This window comes from Telluria sp. ZT3P26 (assembly GCF_059686035.1).
In genome coordinates this window covers 1-12,162 of record NZ_JCASII010000010.1, presented here as the reverse complement: position 1 = coordinate 12,162, position 12,162 = coordinate 1, and the positions used below count along the sequence as shown (strand labels likewise).

At 62.9% G+C, this 12,162-nt stretch carries 9 protein-coding genes; 4 read left to right on the top strand and 5 right to left on the bottom strand.

Features of this window, described 5'->3' with window-relative positions:
• Positions 1 to 30: 30 nt before the first annotated feature.
• Positions 31 to 474, top strand: a complete 444-nt coding sequence (locus AC56LN_RS22230) for an acyl-CoA thioesterase (RefSeq protein WP_499574753.1) — start codon at positions 31 to 33, stop codon at positions 472 to 474.
• A 54-nt stretch (positions 475 to 528) separates the two neighbouring features.
• Here AC56LN_RS22230 and AC56LN_RS22225 read toward each other — a convergent pair whose 3' ends face one another.
• From AC56LN_RS22225 to AC56LN_RS22210, 4 genes are all read right to left on the bottom strand, one after another.
• On the bottom strand, positions 529 to 2,211 hold the full coding sequence (locus AC56LN_RS22225; RefSeq protein WP_499574752.1) for a long-chain-fatty-acid--CoA ligase: 1,683 nt from the start codon (positions 2,209 to 2,211) through the stop codon (positions 529 to 531).
• An 89-nt stretch (positions 2,212 to 2,300) separates the two neighbouring features.
• A complete protein-coding gene (locus AC56LN_RS22220) occupies positions 2,301 to 3,989 on the bottom strand; it encodes a long-chain-fatty-acid--CoA ligase (protein ID WP_499574751.1) in 1,689 nt (562 codons plus the stop codon).
• Positions 3,990 to 4,161: 172 nt separating this feature from the next.
• Positions 4,162 to 5,238 carry an aminopeptidase gene (locus AC56LN_RS22215; protein ID WP_499574776.1) on the bottom strand — a complete coding sequence of 359 codons (1,077 nt, stop codon included), beginning with the start codon at positions 5,236 to 5,238 and terminating at the stop codon, positions 4,162 to 4,164.
• Between the two features lie 25 nt (positions 5,239 to 5,263).
• Positions 5,264 to 7,366 carry a molybdopterin-containing oxidoreductase family protein gene (locus tag AC56LN_RS22210; protein WP_499574750.1) on the bottom strand — a complete coding sequence of 701 codons (2,103 nt, stop codon included), beginning with the start codon at positions 7,364 to 7,366 and terminating at the stop codon, positions 5,264 to 5,266.
• A 245-nt stretch (positions 7,367 to 7,611) separates the two neighbouring features.
• Here AC56LN_RS22210 and AC56LN_RS22205 point away from each other — a divergent pair, with 245 nt between their 5' ends.
• Complete coding sequence (locus tag AC56LN_RS22205) at positions 7,612 to 8,805, top strand: M20 aminoacylase family protein (RefSeq protein ID WP_499574749.1); 1,194 nt, start codon at positions 7,612 to 7,614, stop codon at positions 8,803 to 8,805.
• A 45-nt stretch (positions 8,806 to 8,850) separates the two neighbouring features.
• On the opposite strand, the gene AC56LN_RS22200 is transcribed toward AC56LN_RS22205, so the two are convergent.
• On the bottom strand, positions 8,851 to 9,552 hold the full coding sequence (locus AC56LN_RS22200) for a suppressor of fused domain protein (protein WP_499574748.1): 702 nt from the start codon (positions 9,550 to 9,552) through the stop codon (positions 8,851 to 8,853).
• A 140-nt stretch (positions 9,553 to 9,692) separates the two neighbouring features.
• On the opposite strand from AC56LN_RS22200, the gene AC56LN_RS22195 reads away from it, so the two are divergent.
• On the top strand, positions 9,693 to 10,256 hold the full coding sequence (locus tag AC56LN_RS22195) for an acyloxyacyl hydrolase (protein ID WP_482896535.1): 564 nt from the start codon (positions 9,693 to 9,695) through the stop codon (positions 10,254 to 10,256).
• A gap of 120 nt (positions 10,257 to 10,376) precedes the next feature.
• Positions 10,377 to 11,819 carry a DHA2 family efflux MFS transporter permease subunit gene (locus AC56LN_RS22190; protein ID WP_499574747.1) on the top strand — a complete coding sequence of 481 codons (1,443 nt, stop codon included), beginning with the start codon at positions 10,377 to 10,379 and terminating at the stop codon, positions 11,817 to 11,819.
• Positions 11,820 to 12,162: the final 343 nt, after the last annotated feature.

Genomic DNA, 12,162 nt, shown 5'->3' with positions numbered 1-12,162 from the left:
GTCGATTGTAGCTTTTACCGAGAATTCACGATGACCACGCCCGAAAACACCGTTACCACGCCCAGCACCATTCGCCTCCCCGCCGGCAAGATGCCTGAATTGCGGGTCATGCCCACCCCGTCCGACGCCAATGTGTATGGCGATGTGTTCGGCGGCTGGATCATGGCCCAGGTCGACCTGGCCGGTTCGCTGCCGGCCACGCGCCGCGCCAATGGCCGCGTGGCGACCATCGCCGTGAACTCGTTTTTGTTCAAGAATCCGGTGTTCGTCGGCGACCTGCTGTCGTTCTATGCCGATATCACCAGGGTGGGCAACACGTCGATCACGGTGTTCGTCGAGGTGTACGCCGAGCGCAACCGGCTGGCCGCCGAAGTGGTCAAGGTGACCGAGGCGACGCTGACTTATGTGGCCACCGGCCCGGATCGCAAGCCGCGCCAGTTGCCGCCGCTCGAATCGCTGATCGCGAACCGGTAATCCGGTCGTAAAAAAGGCCGCCATGATGGCGGCCTCCAGAACCTTATGCCGGCATCAACCCGGCTTTTTTTCGTCGCGCAGTTCGCGCCGCAAAATCTTGCCGACGTTCGTCTTCGGCAGCGTTTCGCGGAACTCGACGAACTTCGGCCGCTTGTAGCCGGTCATCTGCTCCTTGCAGAACGCCGTGACCTGGTCGGCGGTGAGGCTCTGGTCCTTCTTGACCACGTACAGCTTGACCGCTTCGCCCGAATGCTGGTCGGGCACGCCCACGCACGCCACTTCGAGCACGCCCGGCATCGATGCGACCACGCCTTCGACTTCGTTCGGGTACACATTGAAGCCCGAGACCAGGATCATGTCCTTCTTGCGATCGACGATGCGCGTGTAGCCCTTGTCGTCCATGATGCCGATGTCGCCCGTCTTGAAGAAGCCATCGGGCGTCATGACCTTGGCCGTTTCGTCATCGCGCTGCCAGTAGCCGGCCATGACCTGCGGGCCGCGCACGGCGATCTCGCCGGCGGTGCCGAACGGGACGGCGTTGCCGGCATCATCGAGGATGCGCAGTTCGGTCGAAGGCAGCGGCAGACCGATGGTGCCGGTGAACTCGCTGATGTCGCAGCGGTTGGCGGTGACCACGGGCGAGGTTTCGGACAAGCCGTAGCCTTCAACGATCGGGATGCCCGTCGTCTTGAGCCACTTGTCGGCCACCGCTTTTTGCACGGCCATGCCGCCGCCCGGACACACCATCAGGCCCGAGAAATCGAGCTTCGCGAAATCGTCGTTGTTCAGCAGGCCGTTGTACAAGGTGTTCACGGCCGGGAAGATGTTGATGCGGTAGCCACCCAGTTCCTTGATGAAGCCCTTGATGTCGCGCGGGTTCGGAATCAACAGGTTCATGCCGCCCACGCGCAGGCCGAGCAGCGCGCAGACCGTCAGCGCATAGATGTGGTACAGCGGCAGCGCGCACGCAAACTGCGCCTGCTCGCCCGGCGGCATGCGGCTTAAGGTCGGCGCGAACCAGGCTTCGTTCTGCAGCACGTTGGCGATCACGTGGCGGTGCAGCAGCACGGCCCCTTTCGACACGCCCGTGGTACCGCCCGTGTACTGCAGGAAGGCGATGTCATCGTGGCCGATGACCACCGGCGCCAGCGTCTCGCGCGCGCCCTCGGCCAGCACCTTGTTGAAGGCGATCGCGCCTGGCAGCGAGTAAGCCGGCACCATCTTCTTGACCTTGCGTACCACCAGGTTGACCAGCGTGCCTTTCAAGCCGCCCAGCAGGTCGCCCATCGTGGCCAGGATGACGTGCTTGACCTGCGTCTGGCCGACCACCTGTTCCAGCGTGTGGGCGAAGTTTTCCAGCACCACGATTGCCTCGGCGCCCGAATCGGTCAGCTGGTGCTGCAGCTCGCGCGGGGTGTAGAGCGGGTTGACGTTGACGACGACGTAGCCCGCGCGCAGCACGGCGGCCAGCGCCACCGGGTACTGCAGCACATTGGGCATCATCAGCGCCACGCGCGCGCCCGGCTTCAGGCCCTTCGCCTGCAGCCAGGCGGCCATGCGCTGCGACATCGTGTCGAGTTCGGAAAACGTGATGGACTTGCCCATGCAGGCATAGGCCTTGCGGTCGGCGTACTTGCGAAACGCCTCCTCGAGCAGATGCGACAGCGAGCGATATTGCGTCGCATCGATCTCTGCCGGTATGCCGGTTTCGTACGACGTGAGCCAGAATTTGTCCATGTATTCCACTGCCTTCCTTGTTGGTTCCAATAAAACGCCGAAGCCGCCTGACAGGCGGCTTCGGCTGATTGCCCATCATCCGCCGTGACTTACGCCACCGTGTCCGCCTGCTTTTCATCCCGCAGCGCGCGCCGCAGGATCTTGCCGACGTTGGTCTTGGGAAGCTCATCGCGGAATTCGATGTACTTGGGTCGTTTATAGCCGGTGAATTCCTGCTTGCAGTAGGCCAGCAAATCGTCCGTCGTGAGGTTCGGGTCTTTTTTTACCACGAATACCTTGACCGCCTCGCCCGAATGGGCGTCCGGCACGCCGACCACGGCGCACTCGAGCACCCCTGGATGGCCGGCGATGACGCCTTCGAGTTCGTTCGGATAGACGTTGAAGCCCGAGATCAGGATCATGTCCTTCTTGCGATCGACGATCCTGACATAGCCGCCTTCGTCCATGATGCCGATGTCGCCCGAGCGGAAGAAGCCGTCCGCCGTCATGACCTTGGCGGTCTCGGCCGGCTGGTTCCAGTAGCCCTGCATGACTTGCGGGCCGCGGATCGCGATCTCGCCGCTCTGGCCCGCCGCCACCGGGTTGCCGGCGTCGTCGATGATGGCGATGTCGGTCGATGGCACCGGCAGGCCGATGGTGCCGGTGAATTCAAGCACGTCGGCGCGGTTGCAGGTGGCCACCGGCGACGTCTCGGACAAGCCGTAGCCTTCGATGATGGCCACGCCGGTGATATCGCGCCATTTGTCGGCCACGGCCTTCTGCACCGCCATGCCGCCGCCATTGCAGATGCGCAGGCCGGAGAAATCGAGGTGCGCGAAGTCGGGGTTGTTCACCAGCGCGTTGTACAGCGTGTTCACGGCCGGCAGCATGTTGAAGCGGTACTTGGCCAGTTCCTTGACGAAGCCGGGGATGTCGCGCGGGTTCACGATCAGCACGTTCAGCGCGCCCATGCGCATGCCCCACATCGCGCACGCGGTCAGCGCGAAGATGTGATACAGCGGCAGCGCGCACACGATCGTCAGCGGCTCGCCGCCCGCCTCGCCCAGCGCCGGCGCCGACCACGCTTCGCTTTGCAGCACGTTGGCGATCACGTTGCGGTGCGTGAGCGTGGCGCCTTTTGAAGGCCCGGTGGTGCCGCCCGTGTACTGGAGGAAGGCGACGTCGCCGGCCTTGAGCGTGGCCGGCTTGAAGGTCATGCGGGCGCCCTGCGCCAGCGCATCCTTGAAGGTGACCATGTTCGGCAGCGAGAACTCGGGCACCATCTTCTTGACGTGGCGAACCACGAAATTGACCACCATGCCCTTGGCGCCGCCAAGCAGCTCGCCCATGTTCGCCACCACGACGTGGCGCAGCGGCGTCTTGCCCATCACCTTCTGTACGGTGTGGGCGAAGTTTTCCAGCACGATGATGGCTTCGGCGCCCGAGTCGGTGATCTGGTGTTCGAGTTCGCGCGCGGTGTAGAGCGGATTGACGTTGACGACGACATACCCGGCGCGCAGCACGGCGGCCAGCGCGATCGGGTACTGCAGCACATTGGGCATCATGATGGCCACGCGCGCGCCGGGCGTCAGGCCGCGGCTTTGCAGCCAGGCGGCGAGCTTTTGCGAATACGCATCCAGCTCGCGGTAGGTAAGGAACTTGTCCATGCAGACGAAGGCGTTGCGGTCTGCGAATTTGCTGAACGATTCTTCCAGCAACTGCACCAGCGAAGAGTACCGATCGGGATTGATCTCTGCCGGCATGCCTGGTGGATACGACTGCAGCCAAATCTTGTCCATGGGTCGCCTCTGTCTCGTGATCCTGGTCGGATCGTGATCGTTCTTGTCAACGGCCGTGCTATGTTGCCGGCTCGCGTGCGCACGAAGCTTATGCCTTTGCTATCGCTGGTTGTGATGCTATCGGGCAGCGCCCATGTGCGCAAGCGCTTTTACGCCGATTGGAACCAGCCCTCTACGGCAGAGCATTGATGGTGCGCTGCACCACCTGCAAGCCTGATGGATTCGTCGTCGCCAGCCGCGCCAGGACGCGATTGCGCTCCTTCTTGTCAAGGGCAGCGAGACGGTTGACGGCCCGGTAGAAACCGTTCCAGGTTTTCTCCCGGTGCAGCAGAGCGCGAAATGCCGGCACCAGGTCATTGTAGGTCGCAACCGAGGCAAGATGGGCGTTCGAGAGCGGCTCGGCAAAGAAGCGGTCGTACCCGGCGTATCCGCCCCAGCTCGCCTTGAGCACCTGGTAATCGTTCTGCAGCGCGATGAACAGGCGGCCCTTGGTGGCGCGCTTGGTCTCGTCCGGTTCGATGCTCTTGTAGGTGCGCTCGAGTTCACCGCGATAATGCAGCAGCAGCGCCAGGAAGTCGCGCTTGCGGGCCTTGTAGCGGTCGTAGGCAGCGCTCATGGCCGGGTTGCCGAAGCGTTCGAGCCAGGCTTCCACGCCGGCCTGCTCGACGGCGCTGGCAAACGATTCATTGAATTGCGAGTCGCCCGCGACATAGACGACCTGGTGCGCCAGTTCATGGAAGATCAGGCGCGCCAGTTCGGCGTCCGGGTAATTGATGAAGGTCGATACCAGCGGGTCGCTGAACCAGCCGAGCGTCGAATACGCGGTGACGCCGCCCACTTCCACGTCATGGCCTTCTGCGCGCAGTTGCCGGGCATAGGCCTGGGCATCGGTCTTGCTGTAGTAGCCGCGGTAGTTCACGCAGCCGGCCACCGGGAAGCACCACTGGACCGGCTTGAGGGACAGCTCGGGCGTGGCCACCACGTTCCACAGCACGTAGGGGCGTTTCAGACTGGTGTAGTTGGTGTAGCTGCCGTTATCGGGCAGCTGCATTTCCTGGATGGCGAAGCGGCGGATCTGGCGCGCCGCTTCCAGCCGATGGCGCAGGGTGGCGCTGGTGCCGGTGTCGGCGATCCAGTCGTCGATCGGGCGCGCATCGGACAGCAATTGCAGCTGGCCCTGCGCGGCCTGGGTGTAGTACGAGAGCGATGAGCAGCTGGTCAACATGAAGACCGCAGCTGCCGCGGCCATGAGCGGCCGGAAGGCCAGTGCGAATCTAGAGGGCGTCATCTCGTGTCGGGGGCGCAGCTTTTTCAACCTGCACCAGGGTGTCGTAGAAAGTGGGCGCCCGGCCCATGTCGGTCAAACGCTGGCTGGTGACTTCGTTGGCGTTCTTGCCGTCGGTGGCCAGCTTTTTCCACCAGATCGACAAGCCCACCACCAATCCAGCGCGCGCCTTGTCGGTCACGCGTGCACGGGCGAGGAACGAACCGCGGTCGTTATAAATGCGCGCCATGTCACCGTGCGCGATGCCGCGTGCGGCAGCATCGAGTGGGTGGATGTCGAGGTGCGGTTCGCCCTCAGTTGCGCGCAGGCTCTGTACATTGACAAACGTCGAGTTGAGGAAGTTCCGCGCCGGCGGAGAAATCATGGCCAGTGGATAGGTTTTTGCCAGCTCCGGGTTCGAGGCGACCGACTCGTACGGCGGGATGTACGTCGGCACCGGATCGAGACCGTCGGCCAGCATGCTCTCGGAAAAGAACTCGCACTTGCCCGATGGCGTCGTGAAGCCGCCGTCGGCAAACGGCGCGTCCGGCATGTTGAGCTTGCTCCAGCCGGTACGCTTGAGCGACTCCCAGTCGAAGTGCACCGCGCGCGTATCCTTGCTGTTGAAGGCCTGGGCGGCGATGGCGTCGTCGCTCTCGCTGAAGCACGGATCGGTAAAGCCCATGCGCGCGGCCAGCAGGCGGAAGAACTCGGTGTTCGGTCTGGATTCGCCCACCGGCGCCACGGCGGCATTATTGGCCATCATGTACAGGTGGCCATAGGCCAGGTGTGCATCGACGTGTTCGAGCTGCGTGGTGGCCGGCAGCAGGATGTCGGCGTAGTCGGCGCTGTCGGTATGGAAGTGCTCGAGCACCACGGTGAACAGGTCTTCGCGCTCGAAGCCTTGCTGCACCTTGCGCGAATCGGGCGCAATGGCCAGCGGGTTGGCGTTATAGACGATGACGGCCTCGATCTTGGGGCCGAAATCAGGCGCGCTCTCGCGCAGCAGGTCGTCACCGATCGTGGTCATGTTGATCGTGCGCGGCGTGCGGCCGGCCAGCAGGTCCGGCCGCTGCAGCGCCGGGCGGTTGGTCGGGAACGAGGCCGAGCTCGACAACTGGATGCCGCCGGCTGGCAGGCGCCAGGCGCCCACCAGGGCTGGCAGGCAGGCGATATTGCGCACGGCCATGCCGCCGCCGCGCACGCGCTGGACGCCGTAGTTGACGCGGATCGCGGCCGCCTCGCCGTTCTTCGCGGTCTGGCCGTACAGGCGCGCCAGATTCACTACCTCATCGACGGTGATGCCGCAGATCTCGGCCGTGCGTTCCGGCGGCCATTCGAGCGCGCGCGCCTTGAGTGGCTCGAAACCCAGTGTGTGCTTGTCGATATAGGCGTGATCGAGCAGGTCTTCCTGGATCAGCACGTGCATCATGCCCAGCGCCAGCGCGGCATCCGTGCCAGGCAGCAGCGCAATGTGTTGATGGCATTTTTCGGCGGTGAGCGAGCGATACGGATCGATGGCAATCAAGGTGGCACCATTCCGCTTGGCTTCTTGCGCGCGCATCCAGAAATGCAGGTTCGACGCGATCGGATTCCCGCCCCAGATCAGGATCAGTTTGGCGTTCTGGAACTGCTCGAGGTCGGTGCCAATCGAACTGCCGATGGAATACCGGTAGCCGGTCGCGCCGGCCGTCGCGCAGATGGTGCGGTCGAGCAGCGACGCGCCCAGTTGATTGAAAAAGCGCAGCGACATCGATTCGCCCTGCACCAGGCCCATCGTGCCGCAATAGCTGTAGGGCAGGATCGCTTCAGGGTCGCGCGCGGCGATGTCCGTCAGGCGCATGGCGATCTCGTCCAGGGCAGCGTCCCACGTGATGCGTTCGAACTTGCCTTCGCCCTTGCGGCCGACGCGCCGCATCGGATACAGCACGCGATCGGGGTGGTAGGTGCGTTCGACGTAACGTGAAACTTTGGTGCACAGCACGCCGGCCGTGGTGGGATGGTCCGGGTCGCCCTTGACCTCTGTCGCGACGCCGTTCTCGACTTTGATGAGCAGCGCGCAGGTATCGGGACAATCGTGGGGACAGGTCGCACGGACGGTGGTGGTGGTCATATTGTTATTTGGGCTTGAATGCAGGCTGCACTGAAAAAAACTGCGCTAAACCAATACTTTATACGATTCGGACAAGGTTCGTGACCTCCCCTGTCAAGTCTGTTTAAGGCACGCTACAATAGTTAAAACCATGCCATGCAAGGGTGGCAAGACAACCGAGGGGCCTCCAGCAAACCCCTGCGTACAGCGCCTGACGCGCTGCAGCGCGCGGCAGCGCCACCGAGGTCCCCATCGCGGAGAACATCATGAAACTGGTTGAACCTATCCTGGCGTCACACGCCGAAATCCAGGCAATCCGGCGCGACCTGCACGCACATCCCGAACTGAGCTACGAAGAGCACCGCACCGCACAAATCGTCGCCGACCGGCTCGAAGCGTGGGGCATTCCCGTCGTGCGCGGGCTGGGCGTGACGGGCGTCGTCGGCATCATCAAGAACGGCACGTCCGAGCGCGCGATCGGCCTGCGCGCCGATATGGACGCGCTGCCCATGCAAGAAATCAATGGCTTTGCCCATGCGTCGACCCATGCCGGCAAGATGCACGCCTGCGGCCACGACGGCCACACGGCCATGCTGCTCGGCGCCGCGCACTACCTGGCGCAGCACCGCAACTTCGACGGCACCGTGTACGTGATTTTCCAGCCGGCCGAAGAAGGCGGCGGCGGCGCGCGGCGCATGATCGAAGACGGCCTGTTCGAGCGTTTCCCGATGGACGCCGTGTATGGCATGCACAACTGGCCAGGCATCGCCGAAGGCACGTTTGCCGTGGTCGACGGGCCGATGATGGCCTCGAGTAACGAGTTTCGCGTGACCGTGCGCGGCAAGGGCGCCCACGCGGCGCAGCCGCACCGCGGCATTGATCCGATCATGGTGGCGGTGCAGATTGCGCAGGCGTGGCAAACGATCATTTCCCGCGAAAAGAATCCGCTGCTCACCGCGGTGTTGTCGATCACCCAGATCCATGCAGGCAGTGCCACCAACATCATTCCGGATGAAGCACAGCTGGTGGGGACAGTGCGTACGTTCACGACCGAGGTGCTGGACCTGATCCAGCGCCGCATGCAGGAAATGGCCGACGGGATTGCCGCCGGCTTTGGCGCGACGATCGACTTTGGCTTCAAACGCAATTATCCGCCGCTGGTGAACCACACCGAGCAGACCGCGTTTGCGATCGAGGCCATGCGCGCGGTGGTGGGCCCGGACGCGGTCAATGCGAATGTCGAGCCGACCATGGGGGCCGAGGATTTTGCCTTCATGCTGCAGGCCAAGCCGGGCTGCTATGTCTTCCTCGGCAATGGCGATGGCGACCACCGCGCAGGCGGCCATGGTCTTGGCCCATGCCAGTTGCACAATGCCAGTTACGACTTCAACGACAACCTGCTGCCGATTGGGGCGAGCTATTGGGTGCGCCTGGCGGAGATGCAGCTGCCGGTTGCCTGATCGCGTAGCGGGCCGGGCATCGCGCCCGGCCCGGTTTGACGGCGCCTAGAACAGGCCGAGAAATTTCTTCTTGACCGAATTCTTGCGCGCCGGGTCGACGACATCGGTGACGTCCTTGTCGTTGAACTTGTCGATCAGGGCGGCAAAGCCACGGTGCCGCGCCAGGTCGAGTTCTTCCTTGAACAGCGGCACGACGCAGTGGAAATAGATATCCCTGCCTTCGACCGTCACCGAGTGAAACGGTTCCGGCGCCGAGACCGGCGGCAGCAGGATGGCGCCGCAGAAGCCCACGCCCTCGACGTAAGGCTTGGGCGGCGCGCCATTGGGCAGCGCATGGCCCAGGCCAATCCAGGTGCCCTGGTTGTGCGGATAGTGCGCCAGGTGGCGCATCAGGGCCACCGGCCAGTACCAGCGTTCTTCCTTGATCGACGCTTCATCGAGCTGCCAGTTTGCCGGCAAGGTCATCATCAGTTCCGCAAACGGTGGCGCACCTTCCGGCGTCGTCATCGGGCGCTTGCTCATCCCCGAGGTCAGCAGGCGCACATAGGGGAAGTCGGCAGTCGGTGCGATCACGTGGATGTCGACCTGGATGGCGCCGCCATCGGTCTCGTGGAAAAACATCGCGGGTGCGCCCAGGTGCGCGGCAATGTGTTCACCGACCGGGTCATGCGGCAGCACGACGGATTCCGGCTGGCGCTGCATTGGCGCACTCAAGGGGTACAGCGGGGTGATGGTTGGTTCGGCCATAGGTCTTGATCGATATTGTTGCGGCGGGCGCCCATGATACCTGTGCCGCGCACTTACGTGGCTGGCAGCACGCTATTGTTCCCGCTAGTACAATACCGCATTATTCCAAAATGTCATCCCTCACCCTTTCCAGGTAGACCATGTTCACTCTCAAAAAAATCAGCATGCTGGCGCTGGCCAGCGCCGCGCTGTGCGCGCCTGCCGCGTTCGCCCAGTCCACCGTGGGTAACGGCTACATCGATTCCGTCTCGTTCGAATACGGCACCAATCCGCAGCAGCGCATGGGCCGCGTCGCGATCCAGTCTGACTGGGACAAGCAATGGTTCGCTGGCAATGGCCGCCATCTGTCGGGTTACTTTGAAACGAATCTGGCCCTGTGGCGCCTGAACGCGTACGAGAACGTCCCCGGTCGAAACAAGAACATCGGCGTACTGGGCTTTACCCCGGTGTTCCGCTACCAGAACGACAACAAGCTGGGCCTGTATGGCGAAATCGGTATCGGCCTGAACCTGCTGTCGACGCTGTACAAGAATGAAGACAAGGAACTGTCGACCGCGTTCCAGTTCGGCGACCACATCGGCGTCGGCTATACCACCGCCAAGTGGGACTTCGGCCTGAAGTACCAGCACTACTCGAACGGCAGCATCAAGAGCCCGAACGCCGGCGCCAACTGGCTCGTCGCCAAGGCAGCCTACCGTTTCTAACGGGTTGCGTTACCCGCCTGAGACCCACCTGCGCTGCGGGTACACGGCGCGGGTAAATAGCAATTCGTGACACAATCGGGCCTTTCGCGGCGCAGTCCGCGCGCTGTTGTCGAGGCCCGATTGACTCCTTCGCCCACCCTCAAACGCTACCTCCCCTGGCTCGTCGCCATCGCGCTGTTCATGGAACAGCTGGACGCGACCATCGTCAATACCGCCATTCCCAGCATTGCCGCCAGTCTCGGCGTCACGCCGCTCAGTCTCAAATCCGTTGTCACCAGCTATATCCTGGGCCTGGCCGTCGGTATTCCGCTCAGTGGCTGGATGGCCGATCGCTTCGGTACGCGCCGCGTGTTCTTCACGGCCATCGCGATCTTCACTTTTGCGTCCGTGCTGTGCGGCTTGTCGGTCGATGCGCGCATGATGACGGGCGCGCGCCTGCTGCAGGGGCTGGGTGGCGCGATGATGATTCCGATCGGGCGTCTGTCCATCGTGCGGACGTTTCCCAAGAATGAGTTGCTGGGCGCGATGAACTTCGTGATCATCCCGGCGCTGATCGGGCCGCTGCTGGGCCCGACGATCGGCGGACTGATCGTGCACTGGACCACCTGGCGCGTGATCTTCTTCGTCAATGTGCCGGTGGGCCTGATCGCGCTGTATTTTGTCTGGCGCCATATGCCGGATTACCGCGCGGAGCAGCGGCGGCCGCTCGATGTGACCGGCCTGCTGCTGTTCAGCAGCGGCACGGCCTTGCTGTCGTGGGTGCTGGAAGTGTTTGGCGAGCACACGCTCGACGGCGTCACGGCGGGGCTGCTGTTCTTGCTGGCGCTGGGTTTGCTGGGCGCTTATGCCTGGCATGCGTGCCGCACGAAGTTTCCTTTACTACGCCTGACGCTGCTCAAGGTGCGGACCTTCCGTATCGCGGTGCTGGGGGGCTTTGTGACCCGCCTGGGCGTTGGCGGCCTGCCATTCCTGCTACCGCTGCTGTACCAGCTGGGCCTGGGGATGCCGGCATGGCAGTCGGGGCTCATGATGATGCCGTCGGCGCTCGCGGCAATGGGAATGAAACTGTTCGCGCCGCGCCTGCTGGCACGCTTCGGTTATCGCCAGGTGCTGCTGGCCAATACGATCATGATTGGCGTGACGATTGCCATGTTCACACTGGTCGACGCCGGCACGCCGTTGATCATGATCGTGTGCATCAGCCTGATGCTGGGCTTCTTCAACTCGCTGCAGTTTTCGAGCATGAACACGCTGGCGTATGCCGACATCGAGCCAGCAGACTCGAGCATGGCAAGCACGATCTCCAGCTCGTTGCAGCAATTGTCGATGAGCTTTGGTTTGGCGGCAGGATCGCTTGTCACGGCCTGGTTTCTTGGTGACGTGCCCCAAACCAATCAGGGGCAGGTGACACAGGCAATCCACCACGGTTTCATGGCGCTGGCGATACTGACGCTGTTTTCTTCGCTGGTGTTCTGGCGTCTGCGCCGGGATGATGGGGACAGTATCAGCCGCAGCCGCGGCGTGGAGAAGACAGTAGAGCCGGTGACGGTGACGAGCCAGTAATTCAGCTGGCCTTGTTGGTGGGTCGATAGCGACACTGGTTCGGGATGATGCGGGTAAAGACTAGCTGGCTTATGTCCGGTCGCATTGGCGTGCACATCAACGGCCTGGCGAGCATGGCGGCGTGAAGGACGCGTTCATGCGGCGGCGAAGGACTGGGCTGGGCTGACACGGATCAGCAGGATGCTGGATTCGGTCTTGGCAGAATGGGGCATCATAATCGATCGCACAAAGCGAAAAGCCCCACTCAGATCACTGAGTGGGGCTTTTCTATATAACTAGCCTGACGATAACCTACTTTCACACTGGTTGCAGCACTATCATCGGCGCAAAGTCGTTTCACGGT

Coding starts and splice junctions, on each gene's coding strand:
- AC56LN_RS22220 (WP_499574751.1), bottom strand. CDS start 3,989: ATGGACAAGATTTGGCTGCAGTCGTATCCACCAGGCATGCCGGCAGAG.
- AC56LN_RS22215 (WP_499574776.1), bottom strand. CDS start 5,238: ATGGCCGCGGCAGCTGCGGTCTTCATGTTGACCAGCTGCTCATCGCTC.
- AC56LN_RS22205 (WP_499574749.1), top strand. CDS start 7,612: ATGAAACTGGTTGAACCTATCCTGGCGTCACACGCCGAAATCCAGGCA.
- AC56LN_RS22225 (WP_499574752.1), bottom strand. CDS start 2,211: ATGGACAAATTCTGGCTCACGTCGTACGAAACCGGCATACCGGCAGAG.
- AC56LN_RS22210 (WP_499574750.1), bottom strand. CDS start 7,366: ATGACCACCACCACCGTCCGTGCGACCTGTCCCCACGATTGTCCCGAT.
- AC56LN_RS22230 (WP_499574753.1), top strand. CDS start 31: ATGACCACGCCCGAAAACACCGTTACCACGCCCAGCACCATTCGCCTC.
- AC56LN_RS22200 (WP_499574748.1), bottom strand. CDS start 9,552: ATGGCCGAACCAACCATCACCCCGCTGTACCCCTTGAGTGCGCCAATG.
- AC56LN_RS22195 (WP_482896535.1), top strand. CDS start 9,693: ATGTTCACTCTCAAAAAAATCAGCATGCTGGCGCTGGCCAGCGCCGCG.